Genomic DNA, 15348 nt, shown 5'->3' with positions numbered 1-15348 from the left:
TAGATATATATAGAGTTATTATTGCATTATTTTGCAAATAAAAGACGAACAGTAACTAATTACTGTCCGTCTTTTATGGTATCGGCTGTCATTGATGTGCCGGCAGGTCGATCCCCATTTTGTAAATCAGCAATACTCAAGCCAAAATTCATCTCTAAATGGGGATAATCTTTAAAGTCAGCCCAATCCCCTCCCCATTCAAAGCCGAGAACCTTTGCCATTTCAACAACCTCGTTCCAATCTGCTTTCCCGTTTTTATTTCCATCATACTGCCGATCCCAAATGATATCTCCTGAAGGGGTCTTTAGCGCAAAATCAACGGCAAGCCCAAAATTGTGGTAGGACTCTCCCCCTTTGGCATACGTGACAATTGTCCCGTTTGCTGTCCGTCCTTTTTCATAAAGTCGATTCTGATCTTCGGCACTTCGGAAGTCATCCGTAATCACAATCACGATTCCTTTTTTCGCAGATTGTTGGATCAATTGATTGCTCCGTTCTTTCACAATCGGATGAAGTTCAGTCGGGTATGAGTCAGATCGAGTATTTGTTGAGTCCGTAAAAGGATTAATTTCTTTATCAAAAAATATAAACAATAGGATAGCGGTTAACACAAGGAGAAATAAATAAATGGAATTTCCTATCCGTTTTCGTTTCAAGATTGCATATTCCTTTCACAACAAAAATAATTTCATTAGCTATGACGAAAAATATAGCCTAATTGTTTCATATTATTATAAACCTTATGCGAGCAATTGGATTATCTATACTCCGTTCTGGTTTACCATTGCTTTACAATAGTACTAAAATATTTGGGGGGAAATGGTGGAGGGATTATCGGAGGAATTCTGTCTATAGAGCTCTTCGAAAATCCGGAGCAATAGCCTGATGGCCTTTGGAAGCGAATAAGGCTACTTAGATCATAGTCCTTGGCAGAAAAGGGCGTGAAATTGATTTCATTGAAACGATTTAGATGAAGATTAATAAACTTTTCTAATTCCGGATAAACGGATCGTGAAGGAATTTTGTTGTTCATCCTTCAATGAAAGGATTTGTTCACGCAAATTAAGACAATAGACACGCCCTTTTATCGTTTGTGATCTGCCATTTTTAACATAATCAATCGTAACAGGTTTTCTCTCAGACAACTTTTTCAAAAACATCTATATCCCTTCTTTCAGCAGTATTGGTTTAACCAATACCATTGTAAACTGAGGATATTAAGAAAAAATGAAGAAGATGTTAAGGAAAGGTGTTAAAAAAGTAAATATATTAAAAGGTAGTGGGAGCCTGTTCTTTTTTCACGATGGTTAACTCACTTAAAAATGTTGCCCCCAAAACTAGAACACCGCCGACTAGTTGTATCACTGTCATGTTTTCGCTTAAGAAAATGGACGCCATGAGGACAGCGGAAATCGGATCGATATAGCTTAGAACGGCAATCGTTTGCCCCTTTAACTTTTGAATGGATGTAAAATATAAAAAATAGGCAGCCCCTGTATGTACAACACCAAGAATTAGGATAAACATAATAGAAGTCGAGTTTAAACCAGCCAAATGAAGATGACCCTGCCACAATATATAGGGCAGTAAGACCAATGCTCCTGCCATTAATTGTACTAACGTGGTTTCAAAGCCTGATAAATCTTTAATAAATTTGTTCATTAACACTATGCTTGCATAGAATGCCGCCGCTAATAGACCATAGAAAATCCCAAGTGCATGATGTCCAGAGCTACTTGTGCCGCCACTCCCAGGATTAACGATTAAAAATAGACCAACCATGGCCGTTATGATACAAGCAACCTTCATGCTTGTCAGTTTTTCCTTCAGAACCAATGGTGACAACAACATAACAAAGATAGGCGCAAAGTAATAGCTTATTGTTGCATTGGATATTGTCGTGTAGCGATAGGATTCAAAAAGGAAGATCCAATTAAAGCCAATCGCCGCCCCTGATAAGAGTAGGAGAACGGCATTCTTCTTAAGCGCTTTAAATGATGGCTTATGCTTCACTAGCAAACTAACAAGAAGCAGGAACAGACTTCCGATTACCCCTCGTAAGAACGCAATTTCACTTGAAGTTAGATCAATCTTTTTTACAAAAATACCGATGCTTCCAAAAATGAGCATGGTCGTGATCAGTCTCATTTTACCTTTCATTTTGATTCCCCCTTATTGATAATCCAATCACAAAACAAGTGAATTCTCAACCACTAAAAATGTGTATGAAGGCCATTTTTGGGAAGAGAAGCGGGATTTGCCCTTCAAAAGGAGAATGAAGATAGCCCGCCTAGATGATGGTCATTTATTAGTAAAAATCGGCACATGAAACCAGAACAGTAAAAATACAATAATAGGTATCGATAACATATACGCCCACATGGGGTGCTTATGATGGAGTAACAGCATAGGTATCATCATGCTTGCAAAAGAAATAGACCAGCCATATGACCAGCCGTGATGATAAACGCACAGTCCAAAGTAAACCATAAAATATTCGAAAACTGCCCAAAGTAAAATCCATATCAAAATAAACAGAAGCTGATGAAAGAAGTTTCGTTTAGGAAAGCGATATAAAAAAATGAGCACCGTACTTGGATAGATGATAAACATAATAAAGAGGTTAGTAAACAAATGATTTGGCAAAAGGTTTGGCGGATTGGGATATTGCCACAACGGAAAGCCCATCGTGAACAAGTTATAAAGCATGTCACCGATAATAAAGTATTGGATGGTGCTAAGATACCGGCGCCAATTTTTCCAATCTCCCCATCTCCAGGCGCAAAGGATTGAGATAAAGCCACTTATTATAAGAAACATATGATCCACCTTTATATGTAATAACCGTAAAAGATTACTCAAGTTTTGACAGCTTTATAGTAGAATGATGGTAGTATTCCTCAATAAGCCGTAAATCATTACTTTAAGTAACTTCAAAGGAAGTGTAAGGCTTGACAAAACACTTAACAAGAAATGATAAAAATATCCATCGCTACAGTGCTAACTGTGAAGATTGCTTTGGGCTATGCTGCGTAGCGTTACCATATGCCAAGTCAGCAGATTTTCCAGTTGATAAAGATAGTGGGACTCCTTGTTCCAACTTGCAAGCAGATTATCGATGTGGGATTCACAGCCACCTGAGAAATAAAGGGTTTCGCGGTTGCACGGTATATGAATGCTTTGGTGCAGGTCAAAAGGTATCTCAAATTACTTATGATGGAAATGATTGGCGGGATCATCCAGAGTCAGCTAAGGAATTGTTTGATCTATTTCCGATCATGCAGCAACTTCATGAAATGCTTTATTACTTAAATGAAGCACTTAGTTTACAAGAAACTCAACCTATTACTCAAGTTTTGCAGAAAGCTCTAGAAAAAACGGAGAAACTCACTTATTTAAGCCCGAAATCAATTATGGAGCTTAATATACCGGCCCATAGAGCCATGGTTAATGAGTTACTGCTACAAACCAGTGAATTGGTTCGTGCCCAAGTGCCCTCTTCTAAAAAAATAAAGCGTAGTATGGACCTACTAGGTGCAAAATTAAAAGGTGCTAACCTTAGAGGGGCTAACTTACGAGGAGCATTGTTGATAGCAGCTGACCTCAGAGGAGCTGACATGCGGGTAACTGATCTGATTGGTGCTGACTTTAGAGATGCTGATATAAGTGGTGCTAATCTTACAGGGAGTATTTTTCTCACTCAGGCACAAATTAACTCGGCTAAGGGTGATAGGTCGACCAAATTGCCCGCTTCTTTACGTATTCCAGACCATTGGAAAAAATAGTCAAACAATGCTCATTCTTTTTCCATCATTCAGTATCTGAAAAGTGAAAATTCAATCAGTTGTATGATACTATTATTGTTAAAAGGGAGGAATAAATAATGCCAATTAATTTACAAGACACGACTACATTACATAACGGTGTAAAAATGCCATGGCTGGGTTTAGGTGTTTTTAAGGTTAAAGAAGGGGCAGAGGTTGTCGAATCCGTAAAAGCAGCAATTCGAAACGGGTACATTAGTATTGATACGGCAGCGGTTTATAAGAATGAAGAAGGTGTCGGACAAGCGATCCGTGAATCGGGCGTTAATCGTGAAGAATTGTTTATTACTTCAAAGGTATGGAATGCGGATCAAGGGTATGAAACTACTTTAAATGCGTTCGAAACCAGCCTTAACAAGCTTGGCCTTGATTACTTGGATCTTTATTTAATTCACTGGCCTGGTAAAGATAAATATAAAGATACCTGGAAGGCTTTGGAGAAGTTATATAAAGAAGGGCGCATCCGTGCGATTGGTGTAAGTAACTTCCAGATTCACCATTTAGAAGATTTAATTAGTTCCGCGGAAATTAAACCAATGGTCAACCAAGTTGAGTACCACCCGCATTTAACACAAAAAGAGCTCCAGGCATTTTGTGTGAAGGAGGGCATTCAACTTGAGGCATGGTCTCCATTAAAGCAAGGCCAGCTCTTGGAAGAACCAGTACTTGTCGACATTGCCCAAAAATATAATAAATCCGTCGCTCAAGTCATTTTGCGCTGGGATCTTCAAAATGGAGTGGTTACCATTCCGAAATCCATCAAGGAACACCGTATTATTGAGAATACAGATGTTTTTGATTTTGAATTATCGGCTGAAGATATGGAAAAAATCGATGGCTTAAATCAGGATAGCCGTGCTGGATCCCATCCAGATGAGATGTCTGTAGGGTTTTAATACTGGCTAAGTCGTGTGGACAGTTACCGTTGTGAAAAAAATAATAGTAGACTAAAAGAGGGTGCGAAACACGGTTTCGCACCCTCTTTACATACATAAATACCCCTAAAAATGGAAAACTATATAAAAATTAGGGGTGGTTCAGAATGATTAAAAAAATGATTAAAACAATTAATAAGGCATTCAACACAGAACCACAATTCAGCGAACAATCCAATGCGAATGTCATAGAGGTAAAAAAGCAAGAAATTAGTCGCTATTATGAACAAAATAGGGAGATATTTAAGGCGCTTTTTAGCATTCCAAAAAGTGTTGATGTCAAAATTCGTGAGTTTACCATCCGTTCTTTAAAAAGGCGTGCCTTTATCATATATATCGGTACCATGGTAGACACGGATCAGGTTCAGAGGAGCATTGTAGAACCACTCATTGAAAACGAGCAGCCAACTGGGAATGTTGAAGATATTGTATCCTTTCCCGTCGCACAGACAATAGCCAATATCGGTGAAATTACAGAAAATATCACCAGAGGTGTTACAGCACTTTTTGTGGATGGTGATGACCAATGCTATGTATTTGAAACGACGAAAATTTCAGGTCGTGCCATTGAAAAGTCGGATAATGAGGTCATTGTCAAAGGGGCAAAAGAGGCCTTTAACGAAAGATTAGCCGATAATGTTGGGTTAATCCGCAAAAAAATTAAAAATGAGAATCTGATTGTTGAGGTCCATGTTGTTACAAAACGGTCCAGGAATGACGTGCTGATTGTTTATGAAAAAGACTTAGTAAAGGATGAACTGGTTCAAGAGGTTAAAGATAGGCTGGCTTCGATTAATACGGATAGTATTCTTGATTTAAGTATATTGGAGCAGTATCTTGAGGAACGGCCAAGATCCATATTTCCAACAATTTTAAACACGGAACGTCCTGACAGGGCGGCCTCTTTTATTGAAGAAGGTCATATTGTTTTGTTAATGTCCAATTCACCAAACTGTCTTGTCCTTCCTGCCACTTTTTGGGCGTTATTCCATTCACCGGAGGATCATTACCTACGTACACCGTATGGGAATTTTATCAGGCTTTTGCGATACCTTGCCTTTTTTATCTCATTATTTGCTTCCTCCTTTTATATTGCGATTACAAATTATCATGTGGGGATGATTCCGCCTGACTTATTAATGGCCATGGCAGGAACAAGGGAACGGGTTCCATTTCCATCTGTCATAGAAATCCTCATGATGGAAACTGCCTTTGAACTGATTCGTGAAGCCGGACTCCGGGTACCGTCCCCAATTGGGCCGACAATTGGGATTGTGGGTGCTTTAATTCTGGGTCAGGCTGCTGTTCAAGCCAATATTATTAGCCCAATCGTCATCATTGTCATTGCCCTAAGCGGCTTAAGTTCTTTTATTATCAGTGATACAAGCATGAATTTCGCGATTCGCATATCGCGCTTTTTGTTTATTTTAACAGCAGGCATTCTTGGAATTTATGGGGTAGCTGCATTAATCATTGCAGGTTTGTTTTATTTAGTTTCGCTAAAGTCGTTTGGGACATCGTATTTTGCACCGATGACCCCGCATTTTTTCTCTGGGAAGGACTTACTTATCCGTCATATTCCGATGAAAGCAAGGTTTCGGCCAGGTTATTTAAAACCAAAGGATATGGTCAAACAAAGAAAGGGTTAATCATCCGATGAATCAGTTGCCTGGAAAACTTGGAATTCGAGAATACGTGTCTATTGCCATTTTAATGGTAGGATCAAAAGCAACAGAAGATACCCCTGCTGTATTGTTTACTAAGGATCAAAACGCTGCCTGGATGATTCCAATTCTATCTGCAGGAATTTTTTTTATTCCTTTCTTTTTATTACTTAAGACTCTGTCGTTATTTCAAGGGAAAAACCTATTTTTTATTATTCAAAAATTACTGGGGAAATATATTGGTTTTTTCGTATGTCTTGTTATTTTTATCATTACTTCAGCCGGTATTTCATTTGATTCGAGAACCTATACCAACATTATTAGGGCATTTTATTTCAGAACAACACCCATCCTCATTCTCTATGCTCTTTTAATGGCGGTTTGTGCCTATGGTGCAAAAAAGGGAATTCAGCATATTGGGTCAGTTGCGTACCTGCTTATTCTTTATGCCATTATCGGCTTGTTTGTTGCGTTAGGATTAAGTACTCAAGATAGTAATGTCCAAGCCATGCTGCCTATTTGGGGCCCAGGGAAAATGGAGATCATCAGGCAAAGTTCACAAAGCTTAACCCTTTTTGCTGACTTTTTTCTGCTTACGATGCTTATTCCATATCTTACTTCATATAAAGAGTTTCGAAAGGGCACGTGGATAGCCTATATATATGTCAGTATCCAAATTAGTGTGGCTACGCTCCTTTTCATTTGCATGCTTGACCATATGTTGGGTGGCGTGGGCTATCCGTTTCATACGGCGATTCGCTATATATCACTTGGAAGTTATATTCCTAATATCGAAATTATTTTTTTCATTATTTGGATTATGTCCGCATTTATTCGTTTCACTGCCTTTTTGTATATTAGCGTTCAGATGTTCGGACATATATTTAAAATTAAGGATTTTGAATTCCTTATTCCATCGCTCGCTACCCTTTATTTATTGATTGGCATTATTCCGGAATCACCGATTGAGCTTGGTATAGAGTGGGAAAAAATGGTTCAAACAGTAGCTGGCCCTGCATTCGCAGCAATTTCTCTCATTTTATGGCTGTCCGCGCTGTTAAAAGGAGAATTTAAACATGCAAAAGACCAAAACAGTAGGTAAAGTTTTGTTGCTAGTAGTGATTGTTTTTTCTTTAACAGGCTGCTGGGATCGGGAAGAACTTGAGGATAGAGCCTATGTAATTGGACTCGGACTGGACCGCTCCCAACATAAGGGGAAGCTCAAAGTTACGATGTTACTTGCCAATGCCGAAGTTGGGAGTATGCAGGGAGGGGGCGGTTCGACGGAAAAGCCAAGGGAAATTATCTCATTCGATGCTAATGATTTCACCGTGGCGAAAGTGACAGCTAATGCCATTATCTCCCGAATCATTAGTTATGATTTATTAAAAATTATTGTTGTTTCGGAGGAACTTGCTAAAGATCCAAATTTTTTTCGGATTATTAGCAGTGCTTCCTATGATAAACAAATTCGGTTGAATACGTATATAGCGGTATCGAAAGAAAAGGCCAGTGAGTATTTCTTGAAAAACCGTCCAAAAATGGAAACGAGGCCGCATAAGTATTTTCAATATATGGTGGAACATGGGATTAAAAATGGGCTCATTCCCGATTCTACCCTTTTTCGCTTTTTTAAAACAAAGGAAAGTGGAACAGATCTCTTCCTGGCGATGAACACAACTGCAGTAAGAGAGAAAAAACCTAAATTTAAAGGGGAGGATGAGTACATGGCCGGTCAGGTGAATGCTTCAGGGGAGCTTGATGATACCCAATTTATCGGGTCAGCAGTGTTTAAGAATGGCGTGATGATTGGAAAGTTGAACGGACAGGAAACAAGTATCGTCAATACTCTTGATGATACAACAAACATTAACAACTTTTTGCTGAATATGCCGAATCCATTTCCAGGTAAACAGAAATCATTCGCAGCTAGAGTCATGAAAATTGAAAACAATAAAATCAAAATGGACTTAAAGGGACCGAGGCCAAAGATTTTTATCACTCTCCCATTAAAGTTTGAAATTATGTCAAATCCATCAATGGTTGATTTCTCTAAGAAGAAAAACCAAGAAATCATAAAAAAGGAAATAACCCGCCATTTCGAAATAGAGAATGAGCAGGTGTTAAAAAAAACTCAAAGAAACTATAAAGGGGCACCATTTCCGTTGTCCTATAATGCCCGAAAATATTTTGGAACGATTCAGGAATATAAAAGATTCAATTGGAACAAATCGTATCTAAAAGCGGACATTTACGTAAAGGCAAACGTTGAAATTGTTGATTATGGAAGGATAGTAAAGGAGGCGGGGAAGTAGGTTGAAGATAATCACTGTCATTGTGCTGATTATCATTGCTATTTATACCGCAGGTTTTGCCGTTACTTTGTGGAAGGAGAAACAAAAATTTGGAGCGGCAGCCGTTTTTATTCTTACCATTGCTATTCTTATTCTTCCATTTTTTTCGATTTTAAAATAAGAACAAAAGGACTTCTAGCTGGCAAAAGGCGTACAGGATTTGTGCGCCTTTTCATATTAAAATGGATACGCTAGGTAGGTGAGAACACCAACAATAATTCCTGTAATCACTCCGAAGAAAACCTCTGCAGGTTGATGTCCCAATAGTTCTTTCAGCTTTTCTCTGGATTCAGTCTTCTTTAAATTCGGATTTTTTAATGTTTCAATCAGACGATTCCAATCAGCTAACAAAGTATTTAACACCTCAGCATGGTATCCGGCATGCCTTCGGACACCTGTGGCATCATGCATAACAATCATCGATACGACCACGCAAATGGCAAACTCGTTTGATTGAAATCCTGATGTTAACCCAATAGCTGTAGTCAAAGAAATAATGGTTGCTGTATGTGAACTAGGCATTCCGCCCGTACTAACCATCAGATTCCATTTTAGTTCTCTTGACGTGATATAGTGGATGGGAATTTTTACAAATTGAGCAAACAACATCCCCAAAAGTGCCGCTAAAATAGGATAGGATAAAAACATGGTGATCCTCCTAATGATTGTCTGTCCTTAGAATATGTCAAAAAAACCAAAATGATGAAAAATAGTCATTATGGGCGAAAGTATTGTACAATGGTTCCTTTTCCATCTGCGACTTCAACTTCTGCATGAGCCCCATTGATAAATGTAATCTGTGGTGGAACATGGCCGCAATCAATATCATAAATAATCGGGATATCGAGTTCAGCAGTAAGGTCTTGATAAACATTTACAGCCGTATAGTTTTCGACGGGCGTATTCGCGGGGCTTCGGCCAAACATTAGACCGGAGCAATGGTCAAACCAGCCAGCTAATTTCATTTGCACCAATGATCTTCGAAGGTCAGTGGTATTTAATTCACAGTTCTCTAAATACCAAATAACTGGATCCCCATTTATATATTTTCCTCTAAAGCTTTGAACATCACCGAATGGTGTGCCGATCAAATGTCTAATCATATCAATACACCCGCCAAGTAAGCGGCCTTGAATTTTGACATTGTGATTCGAGACAGTTTTCCAACTGGTTTTTTCAGTTAAGTGAAAAACGCAGGGAGAGGGATGATCATGCTGCCATTCTTTCTGAAACAGTTCAGAGGACCGCTGTAGGACTGATTCGCCTGTTTTTGTCGATAAGACTGTCTGCCACATGGCGGTGGTTTCATCGGAAAATTCTCCTCGTAAATCAATTAAATTCGTTCCGTGAGCAGTTGCGATTCCTGTCTTCAATGTGATCGATAAGAGCAAGCCGCTAATGTCGGAGTACCCTAATATCCACTTGTTTTTAATATTTTCATAGTCGATATATTCGAGGATTTCAATTAACAATTCGCCGCCCCATGGGGGAATAAGGATGTCGATTTCGCTGTCAGCCATAAGCGTATTAAATTCGGTTGCACGTTTTATAGCAGATGCCGATTTTGCCTTGTTTTGCGTCCAAACAGTCTCACCACAGGTCATTCGAAAACCACTTCGTTCCAGCCTGGTGCAAGAATTTGTAACCAGTTGATGTAATTCAGCAGGTATACCAGATGAAGGTGCTGTTACCCCTATTGAGGCGCCTTCTTTTAAATGTGGATACGTAATCATGGAAAATCCTCCTCACTTTTAGATGATTTTACCAGATGATTTGCTTGAAGTTAAACAATATTTCTAAAAAGATAATTTATTTCCAAACCCAATGTAAATTAACTAGTACTGGCTCCGCCTTCGCCAAATACCATGATAGCCACGCATGCTATCCCCACTACAATTTACTATAGCTCGTAATTATTAATAAAATATGAATTAGATGTTACTCATCGGTTAATATTTAAAAACCAACAACGAAAATAGTAGGAATAATTGTGTGCCATTTTTAGATTGTGTATACTTCAAACAATAGAAGCAATCTAAAGGACAAAACTCCAGGAATCCAGATGGAAATGTCCAATAGAAGCACTCTAATGAGGTTAGCCAGATAGCTGATAGCTGGTTGACCTTTTTCAATGTGGTCTTTTTATTACAGTTGTCGAGGGAGAAAGATGCATGCCTGCAGTCCCTCAAATAATCGGATAATCAATTAATCTCTTTCTCTTGCCCTCTGGGTATCTCGTATATTCTTTTGAACGGTTATGGATGCGAAGATACTTAGAATAAATGACATCCCATAAAATCCCTTTTCACTTAAATCAATACTTCCTGCATTGAATAAGCCGATACCCATTAATGAAATAGATACAATAAGCGCAAACCAACTAATCCCATAATAAATAGTGGTTACTGGTATCCCCTCATCTTTATCTCTTACTGCTTTTTGTAAAGATACTGCTGCATAAAGTCCGAATACTAAAACAGCAAAGTAATACCCTTTTTCATTTAATTGCATCGATGCGTTAAACAAACCTATGAGATATGCCGCAACCCCTACTAATAGCGCTGCCCAGGAAGCCCCTATGAAAGCTGGAGTCGGTTCTCCTTCTTTCCTTGTGACTTTCACTTTTGGATCCTTGTGTTTACCATTCTCTACTACAACTTCATTCTCATTAGACATGGAATGTTCCCCTCCATCTTTTTAAAAATAAAAATGGAGCACTATAGTGCCCCTACCTTAATCTTATTATATAGATTTTTTTTACAAATAATAGTTAATTTATTTGAAATTTCCAATTAGAATTTCTGTAGTGGCGACTTGTTAAATTGTTGTTGTTTCAGAGTTTTTTTAAAAACAAAAAGAGCGAACAGTCCCAACCGCTATTCGCTCTTGATTCCAATGAAAAATACTTTGCAAAAAAACGCCAATAGACATAACAGTGACAACACCATAAGGGTCGCTCCTAGTTGGTTTTGCTGCCCAATTAAATAATTATTACAAAGGCGAATGGGGGCGTTGGCGTAAAGCCAGCCCATGACAAAAAGCATGGAAATAACGTTTGCCCAGACGACCCCTTTGACTGTTCCAGGCAATTTCCCCCAGCTCCATGCAAGGGGGAGGCCGATTAATAAAGGAACCGTCACATATTTTAGTATTTCAAACACGCTGCTATTTAAGGCAGCATCAAGGGAACGCGGTAAAAGCCAATAGATGCTTGCGAATAGTACTATTAGGAGACCAGGTATACCCAGGCTGTTATATTCGGAATCGTCCTTTCTAAATCCGCTCCCAAGAAAATAACCGGCTAATGCTAACAAAGGAATTTGAATGATCATCTGCCCAATCATGGTATCCACAAGACTTGTTCTAACCTGCGGGATGCTTAGGATTGCTACTAAACCAAGGCCAATGAGGATGTTCCTTTTCATTCTGCCCCCCTCCTCAAAAAGAGATAATCTCCCTCAATTCTTTGACCACTTCATTGGGAGAGTCAAAGTTGAATATTCGTATAAATTGACCTTCAGGATTGATTAAATAAAAAGCGGCATTATGCTCAAAACCGTTCTCAATGGGAAGGACAATTACTCCTGACTGTTCTAATAATAAATCCAGCTCTTTTTGGTTAGGAACACGCGCCATTTTCCAATAGACACCGTCTGCTTCATACATTTCTCGATGATGTTCAAGCATCTCAGGTGTATCTTGTGCAGGATCAAAGCTGATGCTTAGTAACTGTATTTTTTTTTCTAAAATTTTTGGGGGCAGCTGTGTGTATATTTTATTAAAATTCTTTTCTACTAATGGACAGACGTCACCGCAAGTTGCATAAATGTAAGTAACTAAAATATATTGACCACGGTAGTCAGAAAAGGTGAATTTTTCACCCTTACTATCTTCGAGTATCACATCCGGAACTACTGGGCTATTTTGTAAGACATTGACCCGACGCGCTTGTTCAGCCGTCAAAGCCTGGAAATGATCGGTAGAAAAGAATAAGAGCATGATCCCAAACACCGGTATTGCCATTAGAAGAAAAATACTTTTCTTAGCCATGTGTTGGGGTTCCAATATTATCTGTGTGGTCCTTATTCGTGCCAATTTTGCTGGAATAGTTAATGAAACGGACGATAAATAGCAGGAAGATAAGGGTTACTGCCATCCCAGAGAATGCGGCCATAACATCAGCCGGGATCCATTCCGGAAGATGTTCAGCCCAGCGCCTTGGGGTACTATCCGCTCCCGAAAATAAAAAGGAGCCTGTCAACCCAAGGAACGTTAGGACAAACAACCATAAGGTGAGAAAGTCCATTTTACTATCGCTCCGTCCGCCCTCCACTTTGGTCAGGTAATACATGAACCCAATAAGCATGGAACATACTCCAATCCCCATGTACATATGGAAATGTCCTGGAACCCATTTGGTGTTGTGCATCACATGATTAATGACAATGGTGGCATCGACAATCGCTGGAATAACCCCAATGACCCAGCCAAACATTGATAGGTATAAGAAGCCCGAGGCCACATCCCATTTAATGCCGGAACGATAGATGATCATCAATGCCCCATAAGCAGTGATAACTAGAACCGGTATTCCATTTAAATAGGAAAGAACCTGCCCCATAATTAGCATCCATTTTGGCATGACAAAGTCCATCAACAAGTGATGAGGATAGATAATCAGGGTGAAAATGGTTGATATATTCCAAGCGATTAGAAAAATCTTATTGGATTTCCACGGTCTTCCGGTATATCTAGGGAGCAATTCATAGACAACGATCACGGCCATATATATGGTGGAGTTTGCAAGGACATGGCCAAATCCGTAGGTCAAGTTTTTGGCTAGGAGGGGATCAATTGTAAAGCCTGGTGCATAGAGGTTGATAAGGCTTATTAACAGGATGGCAGCCCCTGCGATAATCGCTGTAATGTCAACAATACAAACCATAGTGCTGGCAACGACAGTCGTTGGCGGACCAAAGCCCTTTTTTAGACCTAAAATTTGTGGCCAGCCAAGTGTTGCCGCAAAACTGCCATATTGTTTAATCATGGCACGTGCAGCTTCTAAAAATAAAATTAAAAATCCGCTGCCAATCACCAGCATTCCCCCTAAATAGAGGGCAGCAGCCGTTTTTCCCCACATTCCCCCTGAAATGCTCGGTAGGGGATAAAGAAATGTCCAGCCTCCTGCGAAATCATAGGCAAATATTGCTACTAATACCATCGCCACACCCACAATGAAAAAAATGAGATTTACATAAAATACCGATCTTTTAAGTGAAACATATTGACTAAGGAAATACCACATAATGCAGGATACGGCCAGGGCTGCAGTTCCAATCATTCCTGTTCCGTGCAACGTCATAATTTTATAGAACATCCTTGGATCTAACGCAATCAACTTTCCTTGAGCCAGGAGCATGAGTACCCCCACGATCATCATTAGTAATAACAATGCCCCACTTAAGACTAGTGGAAAAATGACGCTTTTCTTTGTTTTCAAATCTATTGAAACTCGTAAAGTGTGCATCCTTTAATCACTCCCTCCGATTATTTGTTGACGGTGATTTCCCGTTTCATTAAGTGATGGGCCATGCCGCAATATTCCATACATAAAATTGTGTAGGTTCCCGGCTTCGTAAATTGATAGTACACCGTGTTTGTATATTTAGGCATTGCTTGAGTTTGCGCAACAATATTCATGGTTTCATCGTATAAACCGAAGCCGTGATTGACGTCCTTACTTGTAACATGAAAGGCGATATAATCTCCCACCTTAAACACATCTTCAGAAACTTCAAATCCAAATTGCATGGCCGTTACCTCGACATCAATCGGTGTTCCTTTTGCTTCCACTCGTTCAAAAGGCAAGTCTTTTAAGGTAAAATAACTGGCGGTTAACAGGGTGGTAAATAAAATGAGGAACCAGACCTTGCGAATGAAATACCATTTTTTCTGAACCTTGGCATAATCGGCTTTCTTTCTAGATTGGGATAAGACATAGAGGAAGAGAAAAATGACAAACATGCTTAGCAGTATCGTAATGATCCAGGCTGCTTGTTGATACATAAACGAACCCCCCTTATTTAAAATCAACCTTTTCTTCTGTGATGGTGGAGAAAAGAGCTATGTCTTAAAAATCATACAAGAGATAGAAGGGAATTACTGTTAAATTTATCACAATTTTCAGTTATTTAATTCGCGTGGTGGTGCCTGACACCAATTGGATATTGTTGGATATTAGCGAAAATTGGCTCGGGAGATAAGAAAGTTTTAAATTCGCTCATTGAACCCCGAAATTCGCTCATTGAAACATAAGATTCGCTCATAGAACTCCGAAATTCGCTCATAGAGTGGGACAAGTAGTGAAATGAATAATGAATTTCTGATAAAGGAAAGGAAATTTTAGAAATACGAAATTTACCGCGAATTAATTTGAACAAATTTAATGAAAATACCCCTTTTAAGAAGATTTTAGAGAGTTTACTATTATTTCGGGTCACTAAACGTTCACAATTTTCAATTTTGTGATAAAGTTAGGGGGAAATTATTAGGATACTAATGGGAGCGATTG

The 15348-nt window shown here is 39.0% G+C and carries 17 protein-coding genes; 6 read left to right on the top strand and 11 right to left on the bottom strand.

Translation table 11 applies throughout. The annotated features are described in order from the left end of the window. Window positions 1-59 precede the first annotated feature (59 nt). From G6554_RS20065 to G6554_RS20050, 4 genes are all read right to left on the bottom strand, one after another. On the bottom strand, window positions 60-656 hold the full coding sequence (locus G6554_RS20065) for a M15 family metallopeptidase (protein ID WP_207627697.1): 597 nt from the start codon (window positions 654-656) through the stop codon (window positions 60-62). Between the two features lie 321 nt (window positions 657-977). Continuing rightward, a complete protein-coding gene (locus G6554_RS20060) occupies window positions 978-1160 on the bottom strand; it encodes a YolD-like family protein (RefSeq protein ID WP_166245107.1) in 183 nt (60 codons plus the stop codon). 109 nt (window positions 1161-1269) lie between these two features. Next, window positions 1270-2160, bottom strand: a complete 891-nt coding sequence (locus G6554_RS20055) for a DMT family transporter (RefSeq protein WP_166245105.1) — start codon at window positions 2158-2160, stop codon at window positions 1270-1272. 141 nt (window positions 2161-2301) lie between these two features. Beyond that, entirely contained in the window at window positions 2302-2820 is a 519-nt protein-coding gene (locus tag G6554_RS20050) for a CBO0543 family protein (RefSeq protein ID WP_166245103.1), read from the bottom strand. 131 nt (window positions 2821-2951) lie between these two features. Here G6554_RS20050 and G6554_RS20045 point away from each other — a divergent pair, with 131 nt between their 5' ends. From G6554_RS20045 to G6554_RS20020, 6 genes are all read left to right on the top strand, one after another. Further along, the gene (locus G6554_RS20045; protein WP_166245101.1) at window positions 2952-3785 is read left to right on the top strand and encodes a pentapeptide repeat-containing protein; all 834 of its coding nucleotides are present in this window, start codon (window positions 2952-2954) and stop codon (window positions 3783-3785) included. A gap of 98 nt (window positions 3786-3883) precedes the next feature. After that, a complete protein-coding gene (locus tag G6554_RS20040) occupies window positions 3884-4720 on the top strand; it encodes an aldo/keto reductase (protein WP_166245099.1) in 837 nt (278 codons plus the stop codon). A 146-nt stretch (window positions 4721-4866) separates the two neighbouring features. Beyond that, entirely contained in the window at window positions 4867-6408 is a 1542-nt protein-coding gene (locus G6554_RS20035) for a spore germination protein (RefSeq protein ID WP_207627696.1), read from the top strand. Between the two features lie 7 nt (window positions 6409-6415). Beyond that, the gene (locus G6554_RS20030) at window positions 6416-7525 is read left to right on the top strand and encodes a GerAB/ArcD/ProY family transporter (RefSeq protein ID WP_166245097.1); all 1110 of its coding nucleotides are present in this window, start codon (window positions 6416-6418) and stop codon (window positions 7523-7525) included. After that, entirely contained in the window at window positions 7500-8738 is a 1239-nt protein-coding gene (locus G6554_RS20025) for a Ger(x)C family spore germination protein (protein WP_166245095.1), read from the top strand. Before G6554_RS20030 ends, G6554_RS20025 begins: the two co-directional genes overlap by 26 nt. 1 nt (window position 8739) lies before the next feature. After that, window positions 8740-8898 (top strand): hypothetical protein, encoded by a 159-nt coding sequence (locus G6554_RS20020; protein WP_166245093.1) that lies wholly within the window; start codon window positions 8740-8742, stop codon window positions 8896-8898. A gap of 56 nt (window positions 8899-8954) precedes the next feature. On the opposite strand, the gene G6554_RS20015 is transcribed toward G6554_RS20020, so the two are convergent. From G6554_RS20015 to G6554_RS19985, 7 genes are all read right to left on the bottom strand, one after another. Continuing rightward, complete coding sequence (locus tag G6554_RS20015) at window positions 8955-9425, bottom strand: divergent PAP2 family protein (protein ID WP_166245091.1); 471 nt, start codon at window positions 9423-9425, stop codon at window positions 8955-8957. Window positions 9426-9493: 68 nt separating this feature from the next. Beyond that, window positions 9494-10510: a S66 family peptidase gene (locus G6554_RS20010; RefSeq protein WP_166245089.1), complete on the bottom strand. Its 1017-nt coding sequence runs from the start codon at window positions 10508-10510 to the stop codon at window positions 9494-9496. A 472-nt stretch (window positions 10511-10982) separates the two neighbouring features. Beyond that, window positions 10983-11453 carry an inner membrane protein YiaA gene (gene yiaA / locus G6554_RS20005; RefSeq protein WP_166245087.1) on the bottom strand — a complete coding sequence of 157 codons (471 nt, stop codon included), beginning with the start codon at window positions 11451-11453 and terminating at the stop codon, window positions 10983-10985. Window positions 11454-11653: 200 nt separating this feature from the next. After that, window positions 11654-12202 (bottom strand): hypothetical protein, encoded by a 549-nt coding sequence (locus tag G6554_RS20000; protein ID WP_166245085.1) that lies wholly within the window; start codon window positions 12200-12202, stop codon window positions 11654-11656. Between the two features lie 13 nt (window positions 12203-12215). Continuing rightward, complete coding sequence (locus tag G6554_RS19995; protein WP_166245083.1) at window positions 12216-12827, bottom strand: SCO family protein; 612 nt, start codon at window positions 12825-12827, stop codon at window positions 12216-12218. Beyond that, window positions 12820-14304: a cbb3-type cytochrome c oxidase subunit I gene (locus G6554_RS19990; protein WP_166245081.1), complete on the bottom strand. Its 1485-nt coding sequence runs from the start codon at window positions 14302-14304 to the stop codon at window positions 12820-12822. Before G6554_RS19990 ends, G6554_RS19995 begins: the two co-directional genes overlap by 8 nt. A 20-nt stretch (window positions 14305-14324) precedes the next feature. Next, on the bottom strand, window positions 14325-14843 hold the full coding sequence (locus G6554_RS19985) for a cupredoxin domain-containing protein (protein WP_166245079.1): 519 nt from the start codon (window positions 14841-14843) through the stop codon (window positions 14325-14327). Between the last annotated feature and the right edge of the window lie 505 nt (window positions 14844-15348).

It is taken from the genome of Bacillus sp. MM2020_4, assembly GCF_011250555.1.
In the GTDB taxonomy this organism is placed as follows: Bacteria; Bacillota; Bacilli; order Bacillales; family Cytobacillaceae; genus Neobacillus.
The sequence above is the reverse complement of the archived record's forward strand: the minus strand, read 5'-3'. Positions and strand labels throughout refer to the sequence as shown.

What these genes read in the sequence shown, in the direction of transcription:
- G6554_RS20060 (WP_166245107.1), bottom strand. Translation starts at nt 1,160, where the DNA reads ATGTTTTTGAAAAAGTTGTCTGAGAGAAAACCTGTTACGATTGATTAT.
- G6554_RS20055 (WP_166245105.1), bottom strand. Translation starts at nt 2,160, where the DNA reads ATGAAAGGTAAAATGAGACTGATCACGACCATGCTCATTTTTGGAAGC.
- G6554_RS20050 (WP_166245103.1), bottom strand. Translation starts at nt 2,820, where the DNA reads ATGTTTCTTATAATAAGTGGCTTTATCTCAATCCTTTGCGCCTGGAGA.
- G6554_RS20040 (WP_166245099.1), top strand. Translation starts at nt 3,884, where the DNA reads ATGCCAATTAATTTACAAGACACGACTACATTACATAACGGTGTAAAA.
- G6554_RS20035 (WP_207627696.1), top strand. Translation starts at nt 4,867, where the DNA reads ATGATTAAAAAAATGATTAAAACAATTAATAAGGCATTCAACACAGAA.
- G6554_RS20030 (WP_166245097.1), top strand. Translation starts at nt 6,416, where the DNA reads ATGAATCAGTTGCCTGGAAAACTTGGAATTCGAGAATACGTGTCTATT.
- G6554_RS20025 (WP_166245095.1), top strand. Translation starts at nt 7,500, where the DNA reads ATGCAAAAGACCAAAACAGTAGGTAAAGTTTTGTTGCTAGTAGTGATT.
- G6554_RS20015 (WP_166245091.1), bottom strand. Translation starts at nt 9,425, where the DNA reads ATGTTTTTATCCTATCCTATTTTAGCGGCACTTTTGGGGATGTTGTTT.
- G6554_RS20010 (WP_166245089.1), bottom strand. Translation starts at nt 10,510, where the DNA reads ATGATTACGTATCCACATTTAAAAGAAGGCGCCTCAATAGGGGTAACA.
- yiaA (WP_166245087.1), bottom strand. Translation starts at nt 11,453, where the DNA reads ATGTCTAATGAGAATGAAGTTGTAGTAGAGAATGGTAAACACAAGGAT.
- G6554_RS20000 (WP_166245085.1), bottom strand. Translation starts at nt 12,202, where the DNA reads ATGAAAAGGAACATCCTCATTGGCCTTGGTTTAGTAGCAATCCTAAGC.
- G6554_RS19995 (WP_166245083.1), bottom strand. Translation starts at nt 12,827, where the DNA reads ATGGCTAAGAAAAGTATTTTTCTTCTAATGGCAATACCGGTGTTTGGG.
- G6554_RS19990 (WP_166245081.1), bottom strand. Translation starts at nt 14,304, where the DNA reads ATGCACACTTTACGAGTTTCAATAGATTTGAAAACAAAGAAAAGCGTC.
- G6554_RS19985 (WP_166245079.1), bottom strand. Translation starts at nt 14,843, where the DNA reads ATGTATCAACAAGCAGCCTGGATCATTACGATACTGCTAAGCATGTTT.